Origin of the sequence: Microcoleus sp. Pol7_A1, from assembly GCF_036701085.1 — a bacterium.
GTDB lineage: Bacteria > Cyanobacteriota > Cyanobacteriia > Cyanobacteriales > Microcoleaceae > Microcoleus > Microcoleus asticus.
The window spans coordinates 1-15351 of the sequence record NZ_JAUBQD010000061.1 but is presented as its reverse complement, the minus strand read 5'-3'; the positions used below and the strand labels follow the sequence as shown (position 1 = coordinate 15351).

Sequence of the window (15351 nt, the reverse complement as noted above, 5' to 3'; positions counted from 1 at the left end):
CTCATATCAAATCCGGTTAAACCAACTTGCAGTTTCAGGTAGGGGCGCGGGCCGATGCGGCCTGAGTCCCTAAGAATATTGTGCCATTAACCCGATTTGAGCGCCGTCCCCCTGGCTGGGAAAAAAGTTCAAGCATCCCGCGTTTTCATGGGTTAGGAGATTTCTGGCGCACAAGTCTTAAATTTTTTATCCGGACGGACTTCCCCGCGATCGGTTATTTCCAGTAGCATTTTTACGAGCTGTCCAATTTAAGATTATCCTCTTAAGTGGATTAACTTGATATCAACATAAAATCTCAAATTAACTGTACAACGTGTGAAGGAGAGAGTGACGTGACAAAATTGAAACTGCTGTGGAGGCGGCGAAAAACTTTAATCGTTGCTTTTATGGCAGCAACAGGAAGTTTTTTGCTGGGTGTGACATGGCCGATTAACTTGCGGGCAAATCAGCGATTGGAACCGATTCAGGCGCAAGTCTTGGCCGTATCCCACTCGCAAAAACAACAGCCGGTGTTTAATATTAATAAGTTCTCCGAGGCGATCGCCCATCGAGTTGAATTGTCCCAACAGGCTCTAGCCCAATTGCAGGAAATGCGCTTTCAATCAACCGTACTGTCGCAATTTCAAGGTACAACCATTCGTGAGGCGAAACTCGACTCCCAGCACAAGGCGATCGCCCTGACATTTGACGACGGCCCCTGGCCGAAAACAACTAAACAAATCCTAGATATTCTCAAGGAAAACAATATTAAGGCTACATTCTTCTGGGTAGGAAGATACCTGAAAACTTCTCCCGAAATTGGCAAACAGGTCGCAGCAGCAGGTCACGCGATCGGCAACCACACTTGGAACCACGAATACCTTAAATATAACGAAGACGGTGCAGCTCGCGAGATCGATCGCACTTCATCCTTAATTGAGGAGTTGACGGGCGTCCAAACATCGATGTTTCGACCGCCAGGAGGCATTTTAAACAATGGATTGGTAGCTTACGCTCAAAAGAAAAATTATACAGTTGTGATGTGGTCTGCTGATTCTTTTGATTGGCGGACTCTTACGGAATCTTTGATGGACAACGTGATGAGGCAGGCAAAATCCGGGGGCATTGTGCTGATGCACGACGGCGGTGGCAATCGATCTAGAACTGTAAAAGCTTTGCCTGATATTATTGCTCGATTGAGAAAGGAAGGCTACATTTTCGTAACAGTTCCCGAGTTATTGCAGATGCAAGAACAAGAGTTACCAAACCAGAAAACAGCACAAAAATAACAACTTGACAAAGTGGATTTTACACCATTTTTCCATTTTTTTGTATGCCGTTCGATTAATTTTTCATAACTCTAGCCGAACCAAGAAGGAAGAAGTAATAACCGCGCCCGATTCCCGGCGACATTCTTGACTGCTGAAATCATTGCTTTAATTGCATTTCCCTTCTTCCTTCTTCCTTCTTTCTTCTTCGTTCTTCTTGACATCCGTTACATCCGTCGAGCGAATCCGTTGCCGAACTTCCTTCTTCTTCCTTATTCCTTCTTCCTGACATCCGTTATTCATGCCGGACGGTATTATCACGTTCGAGGGCAAGGTAATCTTCGGGGCTAAACCCAGACGGGATGGCAATCATAACGTTAGAGGCAAAATCGATACCTTAACTGTAGCCATATTACCAATTTAGGCTGGAATCTAACGGCAAATCTTGCAACTGAGAATTCACCCAATTAGCCGCCGCCAAACCCGATCGCAAAGCAGCTTCTATTTGACCTTCTCCGCACAAATCCCCCGCACAAACCAGCGGCAAAGTCCCCTCCGCCACCAAACAAGAAACAGGCAAAGGATTTCGACAAAAAGCATAGCGCCAGCGATGAACCTGCAACCATTCCGGCTGTTTCAGCCAAGGCATTAAATATTCAGAAGTGCGATCGAGCAATTCTTGACCAACTGTTGGCAAATCGGCAGATTCTAAATAGCGATCGGCAAAATTTGCGCTGCTGTGAACCACAAACACCGGCTGCTGCGGATCGATCCGCTTGCTGCTGTCCCAGCCAATCCAAGCTAAATCAGAATTATGCGGAAAAGAAACAGATTTCCACTGCGGATTTAGATTGCTCAAATCTTGCTGTTTTGCTGCAGGATAGCCAGCCATAGCGCTAATGCAAGGATCGTATTCTACAGAACGCAATTTGTCAAGAAAATCAGATTTAAAACCGATTTCCGAATTCAAAAACATTAAAGCTTGAGGAGCAGGAATTGCCACCACAACAGCCTTAGCAATCAATTCTTGAGGTATGTCTAAATTGTTGTCAATGACTTCTAGAGAAAGATGCCACGTTTGGTTATCAGTAGTAGAAATAGCTTGTACGCGGCGGCCATACCAAATATCTAAATCCTCAGCCAGATACTTACCCACAGCATTCATTCCAGCGGGTGCGACATAACAAGAACTAAGAATAGCAGAAAGTTTTCCCTGTCTGAATTCCCAGAGACAATCCGTCCAGAGTTTGAGGATGTGCCGATCGACCAAAGCCTCAATTAACCGCTGCACCGCATCCCCCTGCGGTTCCAGATACCGCGCCCCGTGATCGGCCCTAGTCCCCTGTACGCGGCGGGTAGCAACACGTCCCCCCGCACCGCGAGATTTCTCAACAACCGCCACAGAATAACCAGCTTGACGCAACCGTTGAGCGCAACTCAGCCCCGCCATACCCGCCCCAATCACCGCAACATCGAACATAATTAGTCATTAGTCTGTAGTCACGAGTCATTAGACATCTCCAAAAACTCTTGTGCAGTAGGCATCCTGCCTGCCCAAGACTTGATTTTCACTAGATGTCTAGTTATCAGCTTAAAGGCTGCGGGGAAGTTTCAGTGCAATATTTCAGTTTGCGGCCAAACCCTGAGATCCGTAGCGCGGGCGAGGGCCCGACGCCATCGCCCTGCACCAAGTAGTAGAATAAAGGACAGCACGAATCCATGATTAAGACCAGATAAAAAAATCCCACTGTGGGTAAATCCTAAATCCCAATGGTTGTGTATCAGCAGCAATCTAAAATCTAAAATCTAAAATCTAAAATCGAATACGGGAGGGCAAAATTTTGGACGAACTCAGAGCAGCACTAGAATTGACAACAGAAGAAGAATTGCAGCAACTAACAGAACTTCTGTTCAGCCGCAAGTTTAACCCTTTAGATTACGTGCAAACCCCCGCACCTATAGACGTACAAAGTCGCGATCGCCAAGCATGGCTCGACGCCGTAGAACAGCGGTTTCGCTATCTTGCAGCCGACGGGTTGACGGTACTCAGAGGGCGAACCCAACAAGTCAGTTACAGACAAGCGCTAATTCAAGTTTGTCGCTATCTCAAAATCCCTTATCCCAAACAGTTGTCAACCACCGACTTAGAGGCAGAAGTATTTCTGCACTTAATGGGCCGGGCGTGGAAGCGTTTGCCGGCAGAGGAACAGCAAGCGCTGACAGTGCGCGTACAGCGAGCGATCGTTGATTCTAAACTCTCAGAACCCCTGCCAATTTCTGCTGAAAAAGACCCGCTGGGTTTACTGTTCAAAGGTGGCAGCGCTTTAGCTGTTAGTTCCATCTTAAAACCAATGCTGCTCAAACTAATGGCCAATCAATTTGCGCTGCATTTTGCCACGTATCAAATGGCAAAACAAGGAGTGCTTGCAGGCACTGCAACCGCAGCAACCCAGTTTCAAAATTATGTCGCAATTCAGACGGCACGGCGCGGTATGGCCGTGAGTGCGGCTCGTTACGGTGCGACGCGAAGCGTATTTTCGTTGATCGGCCCGGTGATGTGGACTTGGTTTTTCGCGGATTTGGGTTGGCGATCGATTTCCACGAACTACGGCCGGATTATCCCGACCATTTTTGCCTTAGCTCAAATTCGCCTGACGCGATCGGAATGCGTTTGGGAACTAGCTTAACGATAGTAGATTTTAGATTTGAAATTTGAGATTGGGAGTTTGGGTGAATATCAAAAATCGGTTGAAATTAGCTGCCAAAGTGACAGCCGAAAATCTCAAGTCTCGACTCCAAAAACATCCCGATCGCCGCCTGCAAATCCCTTGGAATTTCGCTCAAGTGGGGATGCTGATTTTTCCCTTAATTCCGATTTTGGGAGCTTTAAGTTTATTCCTGGGATTGGCCGGCACTTGCAAGCAAAAGTTCCGTCAAATTAGTCGTCGCCCCCTGAATCGAGGCTTCGCAATTCTGAGCGCGCTGCTAGTCATCACAGCGGTTTTTGCCCACAACCGCAGCGAGGCTTTTTTAGGATTGTACAATTTCTTGCCGTTCTTTATATTGTTTGCTGCTTTCAGCAGTTTAATTCAAACTTCGCCTCAATTGCGGCAATTGTCTTGGATGATTGTAAGTAGTTCAATTCCCGTGATAATTTTAGGTCTGGGACAGCAATTTTTAGGTTGGAGCGGCATCGATCAATTGCAGCCCGTTTTTGGCTGGGTACTCGAACCCAAAGGCAATCCCCCCGGCCGCATGGCTTCTGTATTTATGTACGCTAATATTTTAGCTTGCTATCTGACAATTGCTTTTATTTTAGCACTGGGACTGTGGATGGAAGAAGCGTTCGGGAACGAGCACTCTAAGGGATTGAACGGATTGAACAGCGAGATTTTAAGGGAAGAGGAAAGAGGAAAAAAAGAAACAATTAATGAACGGCTGATTCCAGATTTCCAATTACCGATTCCCAATTACCGCTTCCTATTTTTAAGTTTTGCAGTGAGCGGAAATGCTGTTGCTTTGATTTTTACTAATTCTCGCAATGCTTGGGGACTGGCAGTTTTGGCAGTTTTGGCTTTTGCACTTTATGCGGGTTATAAAAAATTATTAGCTGCGGTTTTTAGTGCGGCTACCATAGTTTTTTTGTCTGCCTTTGGCCCCGAACCTTTACAGCAGTATTTGCGAAGAATTATCCCGGCTTTTTTCTGGGCTAGACTCACCGACGAGATGTTCCCAAATCGGCCAACTGCTACTTTGAGAACTACTCAGTGGGAATTTGCTTGGTCGATGACTCAGCAGCGTCCTTGGACTGGTTGGGGATTGCGAAATTTTACGCCTATCTATCAAGCTCAAATGCAAGAATGGCTCGGTCATCCTCACAGTTTGATACTGATGTTGACTGCGGAAACGGGAATACCCGCAACGCTTTTGTTGTTTGGTTTAGTTGGTTGGGTTTTGGCTAGGGGTGTTTTGCTGCTGGCGAATTGGCCGCTTTTTCCTGCGGATATTAAACACGAGCAAATAGCCACACTCGAAAAAGCGGAAAATGCTTTAGATCTCAATCAAAAATCTATAATTAATAGCAGAAATCAGGTGAATTGTCAAGATTTAAGAGCGGCCGATCGCCTAATTTTTTTCAGTTATTTATTAGCCTTCGTCGCCTGTACGCTATTTAACACTGTAGACGTGACGCTGTTTGATTTCCGACTCAATACTACAAGCTGGTTGCTGTTAGCTGCAATTTGCGGAGTCAGCCAGAGGGAATAGTTTTGAGTTGAGGAATTGGCATTGGGAATTGGGAATTGGGAATTGGGAATTGGGAATTGGGAATGAGAAATTCAGTAATTAATCTTCCTTCTTCCTTCTTCCCTCTTCCCTCTTCCTTCTTCCTTCCTTTACTCCACCGTCACCGACTTCGCCAAATTGCGCGGCTGATCCACATCCAAACCCCGACGCGCAGCAATGTGATAAGCCAACAATTGCAGCGGAATCACTGTCACAATCGGCGACAACAATTCATCCACCAAAGGCACGGGCAAAATGTGGTCAAAAATATCGGCTTCCGCCACACCTTGCTTCGGCGTAACGCCAATTAAACGGGCGTCGCGCGCCTTCGCTTCCTGAGCGTTAGACAGCACTTTTTCGTAGACGCTTCCTGGCATGGCGATCGCCACTACAGGCACTTTCGCGTCCAAAAGGGCGATCGGGCCGTGTTTCATCTCTCCCGCCGGATATCCTTCGGCGTGAATGTAGCTAATTTCCTTCAGTTTCAGCGCCCCTTCCAAAGCAATCGGAAAGTTAATTCCCCGCCCCAAAAATATAAAATCTTGGGTTTCTGTAAACTGGTGGGACAATTCTTCTACATACTGTTCTTGAATCTCCAAATACTTTTCAATTTCCGCTGGCAACTGGCGCAAACCAGCAATAATCTCTGCCAATCTCTCGCTGCTGATTGTTTGCCGCTGGTGCGCCAAATCCAAAGCTAAGAAATAAAATGCCATCAACTGAGTGACAAAAGTTTTAGTGGCAGCAACGCCGACTTCTATACCGGCGTGGGTATTGAGCACGTGCGGCATCATGTGGGCGATCGAACTTTCAGTCCTGTTAGTAATCCCTAACATTCTCGCCTGGAATTTATCCGTAAGACCCGCGCGCCGCTGCTGTTCCATCCCCAAAGCCGCCAGCGTGTCCGCCGTTTCTCCCGACTGAGTTACCCCAATAGTTAAAGTATTTGCTGTCAGCGGTGCCGGTGCGTAGCGGTACTCAGAAGCGTACTGCACCGCAGTGGGAATATTAGCTAATTGTTCCAACAAATATTTGCCAATTAGCGAGGCGTGCCAGCTCGTTCCGCAGGCGAGAATCGAAATTTGTTCGACATCGGCGCAAAGTTCCTTGGGCAAGTTGAGATTGATTGGAGAGCGCGGATTTCCCGCCTGCCAATCGCTGTCTAAATAAGCCTCCAAACAAGCTCGGACTACGGCTGGCTGTTCGTAAATCTCCTTGTGCATGAAGTGTTTGAAGCCTTGTTTTTCGACTAAAACCGGACTCCAACCAAGGATGCGCGGGCTTTTTTTCAGCCTTTCCCCTGCAAAGCTGTAAACTTCGACTCCCATCGGAGTTAGCCTTGCCAATTCGCCATTTTCTAGAGATAAAACAGTGCGGGTGTGAGATACTAAAGCCGGCGTGTCGGAAGCGCAGAAAAATTCGCCGGCACCAAAGCCAATCACTAAAGGAGCTTGCTGTCTGGCGACAATTATTTCGTCGGGAAAATCTGCACAGATAATGGCTAGCGCAAAGGCTCCTTCTAACCTATTTACCGCCTTTAAAACCACTTCCAAAAACGACAAATCAGCAATTTGCTCGGCTTTTTTCTCTTTTCTTTCTGCCTTCTCCCTTTCTCCTTCTTTCAAAAACTCAGCTATTAAATGAGGAATAACTTCTGTATCGGTATCCGAGACAAATTTATGTCCCTTTGCTTTCAATTCTTTCCGCAACTCGCGATAATTTTCGACAATTCCATTTTGAACTACCGCAACTCGCCCGTTATTATCTAGGTGAGGGTGAGCGTTGTATTCCTCTGGTTTGCCGTGAGTTGCCCAGCGGGTGTGTCCGATGCCGATGGGAGCCGGAGAGTCTATCTCTGCTAGCTTTTCCCGGAGGTTGTGCAATTTGCCCTTGGCTCGGATGCAGGTAATGTGTCCTTCCGAGATGGTAGCGAGGCCCGCTGAATCGTAGCCCCGGTATTCTAGTTTCTCCAATCCTGCTAGCAAAATCTCGCTTGCTGCTTGCGTGCCGATATAGCCAACGATTCCGCACATTTAACGTACTACTCCTGCTTAGCGATCGCAATAAAACTCACGTTTTATCATTTTTACCTTCTTCCGGCCCCAGAATGCAGATTCCGCGACAAAAAAAGAGGGGGCAATATAATCGCCCCCTCTCTTGTGCCCGTAATTCGATCGGCGTGTCGATCGATATTTAGTAGGCTAGACCCATACTGCGAGTGGTTTCGGCTCCGAGGTAAACCCGGATGCTCAGAAAATCGGTGGGGCAAGCAGTTTCGCACCGCTTGCAGCCTACACAGTCTTCGGTGCGGGGAGAGGATGCAATCTGAGCTGCTTTGCAGCCATCCCAGGGCACCATCTCCAAAACGTCAGTCGGACAAGCGCGGACGCATTGAGTGCAGCCGATGCAAGTATCGTAAATTTTGACTGAATGAGACATTGAATAAAGGCTCCCAACGAGTCACTAAAAATTTCCTTGCTCTGCGAATTAACAGATTTGACGGTGAGGTGCCACCGCTATAGCCTGCACAGAGAATTAAAGGTTAGTCTACCGCAGTGCTTGGAAGCACTTCGCGAAAAAGCGACAAAACTTCACAGTTATTCACGCTGGTAGTCTTATAGAACCATTTTGGGATATATTAATTCGCCAACCGTTTGAGCATCAGCCTGATGAAATACAAATTGAGTTTCGCAGTAGTATTGATGAGGGTCTGCTCAAAGTTCTTGACCAAACTCTTACAGCCTTACATCCAAGCGTTTGACCGTTCAATCACGATCGTCAGTTGCCACCACGACAAATCCAGTTTTCCCCTCTAGTGCCACTTTTTCGGCTTTCGTTAGTTTCTGTGCCAGTTTAAACCGGATCTGGGTCATAATCTGGCAATAGAGTTTTTACTTTCTCTGCGATGAGCCGATCCGGGTGATACCCCTTGCCCTTGCAGAACGATCGTCTTCGGAATATTGACGAGCCCGAGTGTGAAAGTAATCGAAGTTGTGACTCAACAGTTCAATCCAGCCACATTCATCGGACACACTGGCTTTTGTGGAATGGATCAAAAAGGGCAAGCTGACTGGTATCAACACCCAGATGTTGTTTGATGCCATTGGTGAATTTGTAATCACCAAATCCTTGAGACTCGACCCTCGCAAATTGCACGTATTTTTAACCGCTACACGGAGCGATTAGAGGAATTATAGCCTTTGGTTAATCCACTTTATGCTGTGAGCTAATGAAGGGAGATCGGGGAGCCAAGAAGAAACCCACGAGACTAGCGAAGAGAATAGGTGTAAAAGTGCTGAATCCTGTCAACTTGGCGAGTAGCAGAGTTGTACTAATTGGAGTTCGAGTAACTGTTGAATTCAGAGCAGCCATTACACAAATCATTGCCAAAGTCTCGTTGGATGCGGGATTAACGATCGCGATTGCTTTTCCTAAACAGGCTCCTATAAAAAACAGCGGGATGATAATCCCCCCCCGCCAGCCTCCATTTACGGTCGTACTAATAGCAAACACTTTAGCAATCACTAAAGTCAAAAGAAATTCCAAAGGAAAGTTTCCCTCAACAATTTTTTCAATTTGATGTTCACCAAAGAAACGAGTGAGCGGAAATAAAGCTGATAAAACACCAAGTCCTAGCCCAGCTAAAGTAGTGCGCACATAGATTGGACTGGGTATCGAATCGAATAAGCGACCAATACTGCGAAATACAGCGATAAAAAACCACCCCATGAGCGCACCTACAATTCCATAAGCAATCGCTGCGCCAAAGTCATAAAGGCTGTCCACATTGTATTGAGGAAAATGCCAGGTAGGGCCAATTCCTAGCTGGGTAATTGCTACAAAGATAGTGTAACTTGCACAACTTGCCACGACCGCAGGCAATATTGCTTCAAAATACTCCACAACATTTTGATGATGCAGGATTTCTAAAGCAAAAAAAGTACCACCCAAAGGAGCGCCGAACAAAACTGTAAAACCAGATGCCATGCCAGCAATACTCAAAGTTCGTAGTGCCTCTCCGCGCAATTGAAAGCGATCGGCCAACCACGTACCAATTGAACCTGTGACTTGCACCATTGGTGCTTCTGGACCAGCACTGCCTCCACTTGCAATACTGATTAGCGACGACAGAATCATCGAAGGATTCTCGTTCATGGGTAATCGCCCACCATTGAGATGAATATTGTCAATAATCAACCCTATTTCGCCAGGATTTCCCAGCCAATGAATTATCAAACCGACGAGCAAACCAGCAAGTGGCATGATGATTAGTAGAGAAGGTCCACTAAAATATTCAAATCCCAGCATTATGTAAGACAAAAATATCCAATAACTTGCAGCAAACAAACCACAAATGATTCCTAGCATTGCCCATAGCAATACCGGACGTGTGAGATTTATTGGATTTCGTTTCATTGCTTATTCCTTGTCAATAGCTAGCCAGTTAGAAAGTGTTAAAAAAGTATTTTGTCTAATGGTATACAACTTTTGTTGTCTGCATATTAATTTACCACGCACCACACTTGCTTTTGAGTGTAGATTCGGGCTATCGAACGCGCTTTAACAATCGCAGTCTCACAACGGCAGTCCAGGACTGAACTCAAAAATGTATGAGCGCGATCGAGCGTCCCGCTAGCACTCGGGTATAATTCCGATCGTACGGGATTGGATATTAGAAAGGACTACAGTCCTTACTACAAAACTGGGTGTGATATTAGAAAAGACTTTAGTCCTTACTACAAAGCCGCGCAAATCGATCGACTAAAAGCCTAATTTTTCTAACACGGGCTTAGTTGAAACAATATGCCGATCGAGCCCTAGTTTTTTTGGCTCCACACCCAAAGCCAAAGCCACCAACTGGGACAAATGCAGCACCGGCAAACCCAATTTGCGCCCGATTACTTTTTCCACCTCCGGCTGTCGCGAATCCAAATTCAAGTGACATAGAGGGCAAGGAGTTACCATACAATCAGCCCCATTGTCAAGAGCATCTTGAATATGTTTGCCGGCCATCTGAAAAGATTGGTTAGTGGCATAACTCGCCAACGGCCAGCCGCAGCACTGCGTCCGCCCTCGATAATAAACCGGAGTTGCCCCGATCGCCCGAAATACATTTTCCATCGATTCCGGTTGGTGCGGGTCATCGTAAAGCAGCTTATCCTGAGCTCGCAGTAGGTAGCATCCATAAAAAGACGCGCACTTCAAGCCCGAAAGCTTGCGGGTGACTCGCTTCTGCACCTCATCGAGCCCGTAATCTGCAACGATCGCCCACAACAGATGTTTCACCTCGGTACTGCCTTGATAAGGCGAACAGCCTTGTTTTTTTAGTAAACCGTTGACTTTTTCTATGTAGTTGGGATCGGTTTTCTGAGATTCCTTGAGGCGATCGTCCACATGGCCGATTACCCCTTGACAAGTGCTGCAATGCGTCAGCAAAGGCAGATTCAGTTCCTCAGCCAAAGCAATATTGCGGGCGTTGACGGTATCTTCTAGTAACTGCGAATCTTCCTTGAAAGTGCCAGAACCGCAGCAAGAAGCTTTCTTGAGTTCTACCAGTTCAATCCCCAGCGCTTGAGTCAGGGCTTGGGTAGACAGGTAAAGTTCGCGGGCGGCCCCTTGGGCAACGCAACCGGGAAAGTAAGCATATTTGAGATTTGGGGATGGCATAATCGTTTCTGCAGGGGACACAAGGCAAGGGACAAAAAAGGAGGGCGATCGAAGTTGGGATGCTTCCTCTCCATATCCTTACGCAGTTTTAGACAATATTGCCCAACGCCACCAGCCTAACAACCAGATTGGAGCAGGCAAACAGCTCTGATTCTAGTCGAGCTAAAGATATCTACTGCGGCTCAATTTAACTGTTAACTCCCAGATTAACTCCAGAGGTAGTCATGATCGAACCAGACAACCAGGCATCTGCCCAACGCAAGGCGACGATTGAGCGCTGTTTCGCTGCATATAATGCCCAGGATCGAGCAACCGTCGAAAGACTGCTAACGAGCACGTTCACCTTTACCAGCCCGTATGACGATGGCATCGATCGCGCTACTTACTTTGAGCGATGCTGGCCTAACAGCGATCGTATTCGCCAGCACGCGATCGAACGAATCTTTGTTGAAGGAGACGAGGCGTTCGTTACGTATCGAGCAACAACATTTGAAGGCATGGAGTTCAGAAATACCGAGTTTTTCACTTTCGACGGCGAACAGATATCGAGCGTCACTGTCTACTTCGGCGCTGCGTACAGAGGCGGTATTTTTATCAAGAAGCAAGAATGACTCAAAATCATTTGAGTGTGGCTCCGGCAAAACGTTCCAATTCAAGCAAATGAGCAGATTTATTGAGTAGATGCTGAGTAACCGAGGCATTGATCTGATGAAGGTGAATCCAGCTTACACCAGGGTCATCGGACTTGTAAAATATGCACGCCAATATGCTCTAGCCAGTGATGAAGCCGCAGCAATGGCGATCGCCCGACGTGGTATGCGATTAGCTAAAAATATTCCCGGCTCCATCACCGCCTATCTCTCCGTGAAGGATGGAAAGCACGTAGGTCGCCATTCGTTTCAACTAAATAACTTGATTAAGAAATCTAGCATTAAGCGTCACAACTTCTATGCTATCTCTAACTGGGAATGTTTAGTCAAGCGATGGTCGGAGCAATCTATCCAGAGCAAGCCTCGGCGTTAAAGATGATTTCTTGGAACATATACCGCTAAGTTCCCTCTACAGAGATTTGAGGATTATTGCCCAGATATGCGTAGGTTTTTACAAGCGGTGGAGACAGCAGCCGTGGAAACTTAGCGAATCAGATCGCTGAGGAATTCCAGCTAACAATAGTTAAGCGATCGGGGTATCACAAATCATTGGAGCCGACAGAATTGTGATATTTTTGGATTGAGTTAGAAGCGATCGGTTGCCACTCAATTCAGCCGTTGGGCGTCACCGAAGATCGCCCGTATTCGGAGTTGTGTTACAGCCTCTACGCTTTTGGGACGACGACAACCTCTTGGGAGATTATGACCCTCAAAACCTTTATTGGAAGCTGCCATTGCGGCGCAGTTCGATTTGAAGCCGACATCGACTTGAGCTTGGGCACAAACAAATGTAACTGCTCGATCTGCACGAAAACGCGGAATTGGAACGCTCTCATCAAGCCCAACGCATTCCGATAGCTATCCGGCGAGCGCGATTTGAGCGACTACCAGTTCAATCCAAAGATTGGACATCATCTTTTTTGCAAGCACTGCGGCGTGCGCTCCTTTGCACGTGGACACCACGAACAGATTGGCGGTGACTACGTTTCAGTCCAATTGGCCGCCCTCGATAACGCCGATCCAACGGAACTCATTGAAGCGCCCATTCGATTTTCGGATGGCCGTAACAACAACTGGGGTGCGCATCCAGCCGAGACAAAGCATCTATAGAACCCATTTGAGATCTAAAAGGCTGCAAGCCTTTTAACCATCAGCCCAATCAAACAAAGATTTACCGGCTCTCCGGCGATTGATACAGCTTATATGTCTAAGGACAAGGGTTTCAGCGATTTCCTCAAGAATATTCTGTGCCGATCTATACTGTTTCCCACACAAATCCAAGAGAGCCATAGCGATCGCCACTCCATAACAGTCTTAGAGTTGCTGCGATCGTCCGTGTCCCAATTGTCGCTAGCCCGTGTCACTTAGAAAAGCGGCCAGCCTTTCTGTTGCAGATCCCCCTTTCGGATAAGATTAGATACGCAGCAACCAATGAGGACATAATGTTATGAGCCAAGACGACATTTTTACTAGAGTCCAGAAAATTGTGGCAGAGCAACTGGAAGTCGAGAAGAGCGAAGTCAAGCCCGAAGCCAACTTTGCTAACGATTTAGGAGCAGATTCCTTAGATACTGTAGAGCTGGTCATGGCTTTGGAAGAAGAGTTTGATATTGAAATTCCCGACGAAGCAGCCGAAAAAATTACTACGGTTCAAGCTTCTGTAGATTTCATCAACAGCCAACTTGCAGCTCCAAAAGCATAAAATACCTGTCTTTTCCCCTAAGAGGAGAGAAGTTAGAAAAATGGAAACTCCTCTTTTGTTCTGCGTTCTGGGTGTTTAATTTTTTGAAACTGAAATCATGACAAATTTAGAGCGTAAGCGCGTTGTTATCACGGGTCTCGGCGCGATTACACCGATCGGCAATACCTTGTCCGAGTATTGGGACGGGTTGCTTGCCGGGAAGAATGGTATAGGCCCGATCACCTTATTCGACCCGTCGCGGCACGACTGCCGCTTTGCCGCAGAGGTGAAGGGTTACGACCCACACGACTATTTAGAGCGCAAGGAAGCAAAGCGGATGGATCGCTTTGCTCAATTTGGGGTGTCAGCGAGCAAACAAGCTGTTGCTGATGCGAAATTTGAGATTAACGACCTGAACGCAGAACAGGTGGGTGTCATTCTTGGCACTGGCATTGGCGGCCTGAAGGTTTTGGAAGACCAGCAAGAGATCTATCTGAATCGCGGCCCCGATCGATGCAGCCCGTTTATGATTCCCATGATGATTGCGAATATGGCCGCGGGCCTGACGGCGATTCATACGGGCGCTAAGGGGCCGAACTCTTGCCCCGTGACGGCCTGCGCTGCCGGGTCGAATGCCGTGGGCGATGCGTTTCGCCTAGTTCAGGGGGGTTACGCGCAAGCCATGATTTGCGGCGGTACGGAAGCTGCGGTGACACCTTTGTGCGTGGCGGGTTTTGCTGCGGCGAGGGCGCTTTCGACTCGCAACGATGACCCGACTCATGCTTCTCGTCCGTTCGATCGCGATCGTGATGGTTTTGTTGTCGGCGAAGGTGCTGGCATTCTGATGCTAGAAGAAATGGAATACGCTCTGGCCCGTGGCGCGAAGATTTACGCAGAAATCGTCGGCTACGGTTTAACTTGCGATGCGTATCACATGACTTCCCCGGTACCGGGGGGGGACGGTGCGTCGCGGGCGATCGCTTTAGCGCTCAAGGATGCGGGTTTGACGCCGGATCAAGTGAGCTATATCAACGCTCACGGCACGAGCACGCTTCCCAACGATTCTACGGAAACGAAAGCGATTAAAAACACTTTGGGAGACCATGCTTACAAAGTAGCAATTAGTTCTACCAAGTCGATGACCGGTCATCTTTTGGGCGGTTCTGGGGGAATTGAGGCGGTGGCGACGGTAATGTCGATCGCCAATGACAAAATCCCGCCGACAATTAATCTGGAAAATCCCGATCCTGAGTGCGATTTGGACTATGTTCCCCATACAAGCCGCGATCTAAAAGTTGATGTGGCGCTGTCGAATTCTTTTGGATTTGGCGGCCACAACGTGACTCTGGCATTCAAGAAGTTTGTTCAGTAACGGGTAATCCATAAGTCTCAAATTAAAAGGTGAAAAATTAATTTTTCACCTTTTAATTTGAGATTGGGCGATCGGCTATTAACTAAATCAACTTAACTCAGCCTAAAATGCGATCGCGGGTTATATCCCCGCAACACTTTAACTGCTGCGGGGTTCTGGATATTCTGTTTTTTGATTAGCCGTTGCTCATATCATGTCCGGGCGAGGGCTTGACTCAAAATGCTTACTTGTTATGAGTCAAGCGCAACGAAGTAAGCGCGTTGCCGAAAGGTGAGATTCTTCAGTTCCTTCAGGACTCAGAATTACGACTACTCAAGCGGAGTTGATATCACTTAGTTTGTTAACAGAAGGAGAAGTATAAAATTATTTTTTTCAAACAAAAAGCGCCCCTATTTCTAGGAGCGCTTTTCGTTTATCTAGGACTAAAACTTAGCCGTTGATAGAAGGAGC

16 protein-coding genes are annotated in these 15351 nt (G+C 47.2%); 9 read left to right on the top strand and 7 right to left on the bottom strand.

Going from position 1 to position 15351, the window contains the following annotated elements:
- The first annotated feature begins 332 nt into the window (after positions 1–332).
- A complete protein-coding gene (locus QUA20_RS25660) occupies positions 333–1268 on the top strand; it encodes a polysaccharide deacetylase family protein (RefSeq protein ID WP_333192329.1) in 936 nt (311 codons plus the stop codon).
- A gap of 147 nt (positions 1269–1415) precedes the next feature.
- Here the strand turns inward: QUA20_RS25660 and QUA20_RS25655 are convergent, their stop codons facing one another.
- Together QUA20_RS25655 and QUA20_RS25650 are read right to left on the bottom strand one after the other, a co-directional pair.
- Positions 1416–1568: a hypothetical protein gene (locus QUA20_RS25655; RefSeq protein ID WP_333192328.1), complete on the bottom strand. Its 153-nt coding sequence runs from the start codon at positions 1566–1568 to the stop codon at positions 1416–1418.
- A 91-nt stretch (positions 1569–1659) separates the two neighbouring features.
- The gene (locus QUA20_RS25650; protein ID WP_333192327.1) at positions 1660–2727 is read right to left on the bottom strand and encodes an FAD-dependent oxidoreductase; all 1068 of its coding nucleotides are present in this window, start codon (positions 2725–2727) and stop codon (positions 1660–1662) included.
- 361 nt (positions 2728–3088) lie between these two features.
- Here QUA20_RS25650 and QUA20_RS25645 point away from each other — a divergent pair, with 361 nt between their 5' ends.
- Positions 3089–3934, top strand: coding sequence for a YaaW family protein (locus tag QUA20_RS25645; protein WP_172190544.1), 846 nt, complete (start codon positions 3089–3091; stop codon positions 3932–3934).
- Positions 3935–3977: 43 nt separating this feature from the next.
- A complete protein-coding gene (locus QUA20_RS25640; protein WP_333192324.1) occupies positions 3978–5513 on the top strand; it encodes an O-antigen ligase family protein in 1536 nt (511 codons plus the stop codon).
- A gap of 128 nt (positions 5514–5641) precedes the next feature.
- On the opposite strand, the gene glmS is transcribed toward QUA20_RS25640, so the two are convergent.
- From glmS to QUA20_RS25615, 5 genes are all read right to left on the bottom strand, one after another.
- Positions 5642–7564, bottom strand: a complete 1923-nt coding sequence (gene glmS / locus QUA20_RS25635; protein ID WP_333192321.1) for a glutamine--fructose-6-phosphate transaminase (isomerizing) — start codon at positions 7562–7564, stop codon at positions 5642–5644.
- 160 nt (positions 7565–7724) lie between these two features.
- Positions 7725–7970, bottom strand: a complete 246-nt coding sequence (gene psaC / locus QUA20_RS25630) for a photosystem I iron-sulfur center protein PsaC (protein WP_015175986.1) — start codon at positions 7968–7970, stop codon at positions 7725–7727.
- A 452-nt stretch (positions 7971–8422) separates the two neighbouring features.
- A complete protein-coding gene (locus tag QUA20_RS25625; RefSeq protein ID WP_333192318.1) occupies positions 8423–8635 on the bottom strand; it encodes a hypothetical protein in 213 nt (70 codons plus the stop codon).
- 100 nt (positions 8636–8735) lie between these two features.
- The gene (locus tag QUA20_RS25620; RefSeq protein WP_333192317.1) at positions 8736–9947 is read right to left on the bottom strand and encodes a chloride channel protein; all 1212 of its coding nucleotides are present in this window, start codon (positions 9945–9947) and stop codon (positions 8736–8738) included.
- A gap of 345 nt (positions 9948–10292) precedes the next feature.
- Positions 10293–11198: a CoB--CoM heterodisulfide reductase iron-sulfur subunit B family protein gene (locus tag QUA20_RS25615; RefSeq protein WP_333192315.1), complete on the bottom strand. Its 906-nt coding sequence runs from the start codon at positions 11196–11198 to the stop codon at positions 10293–10295.
- 224 nt (positions 11199–11422) lie between these two features.
- Between QUA20_RS25615 and QUA20_RS25610 the strand changes: the two genes are divergently transcribed.
- The 6 genes from QUA20_RS25610 (at position 11423) to fabF (ending at position 14901) form a co-directional block, all read left to right on the top strand.
- Entirely contained in the window at positions 11423–11809 is a 387-nt protein-coding gene (locus QUA20_RS25610; protein WP_333192313.1) for a nuclear transport factor 2 family protein, read from the top strand.
- A 97-nt stretch (positions 11810–11906) separates the two neighbouring features.
- A complete protein-coding gene (locus tag QUA20_RS25605; RefSeq protein ID WP_333192311.1) occupies positions 11907–12221 on the top strand; it encodes a hypothetical protein in 315 nt (104 codons plus the stop codon).
- 329 nt (positions 12222–12550) lie between these two features.
- Positions 12551–12706, top strand: a complete 156-nt coding sequence (locus QUA20_RS32160) for a GFA family protein (protein WP_445304718.1) — start codon at positions 12551–12553, stop codon at positions 12704–12706.
- Between the two features lie 345 nt (positions 12707–13051).
- Positions 13052–13216, top strand: a complete 165-nt coding sequence (locus QUA20_RS25600; protein WP_333192309.1) for a hypothetical protein — start codon at positions 13052–13054, stop codon at positions 13214–13216.
- A 79-nt stretch (positions 13217–13295) separates the two neighbouring features.
- Positions 13296–13550, top strand: a complete 255-nt coding sequence (acpP, locus tag QUA20_RS25595) for an acyl carrier protein (protein ID WP_172192176.1) — start codon at positions 13296–13298, stop codon at positions 13548–13550.
- A 97-nt stretch (positions 13551–13647) separates the two neighbouring features.
- On the top strand, positions 13648–14901 hold the full coding sequence (fabF, locus tag QUA20_RS25590; protein WP_333192307.1) for a beta-ketoacyl-ACP synthase II: 1254 nt from the start codon (positions 13648–13650) through the stop codon (positions 14899–14901).
- Positions 14902–15351: the final 450 nt, after the last annotated feature.

Excerpts from the sequence above, each read along its gene's own strand:
- QUA20_RS25650 (WP_333192327.1), bottom strand. The coding sequence starts at position 2,727 with ATGTTCGATGTTGCGGTGATTGGGGCGGGTATGGCGGGGCTGAGTTGC.
- glmS (WP_333192321.1), bottom strand. The coding sequence starts at position 7,564 with ATGTGCGGAATCGTTGGCTATATCGGCACGCAAGCAGCAAGCGAGATT.
- psaC (WP_015175986.1), bottom strand. The coding sequence starts at position 7,970 with ATGTCTCATTCAGTCAAAATTTACGATACTTGCATCGGCTGCACTCAA.
- QUA20_RS25625 (WP_333192318.1), bottom strand. The coding sequence starts at position 8,635 with ATGGCATCAAACAACATCTGGGTGTTGATACCAGTCAGCTTGCCCTTT.
- QUA20_RS25620 (WP_333192317.1), bottom strand. The coding sequence starts at position 9,947 with ATGAAACGAAATCCAATAAATCTCACACGTCCGGTATTGCTATGGGCA.
- QUA20_RS25615 (WP_333192315.1), bottom strand. The coding sequence starts at position 11,198 with ATGCCATCCCCAAATCTCAAATATGCTTACTTTCCCGGTTGCGTTGCC.
- QUA20_RS25610 (WP_333192313.1), top strand. The coding sequence starts at position 11,423 with ATGATCGAACCAGACAACCAGGCATCTGCCCAACGCAAGGCGACGATT.
- QUA20_RS25605 (WP_333192311.1), top strand. The coding sequence starts at position 11,907 with ATGAAGGTGAATCCAGCTTACACCAGGGTCATCGGACTTGTAAAATAT.
- QUA20_RS32160 (WP_445304718.1), top strand. The coding sequence starts at position 12,551 with ATGACCCTCAAAACCTTTATTGGAAGCTGCCATTGCGGCGCAGTTCGA.
- QUA20_RS25600 (WP_333192309.1), top strand. The coding sequence starts at position 13,052 with ATGTCTAAGGACAAGGGTTTCAGCGATTTCCTCAAGAATATTCTGTGC.
- acpP (WP_172192176.1), top strand. The coding sequence starts at position 13,296 with ATGAGCCAAGACGACATTTTTACTAGAGTCCAGAAAATTGTGGCAGAG.
- fabF (WP_333192307.1), top strand. The coding sequence starts at position 13,648 with ATGACAAATTTAGAGCGTAAGCGCGTTGTTATCACGGGTCTCGGCGCG.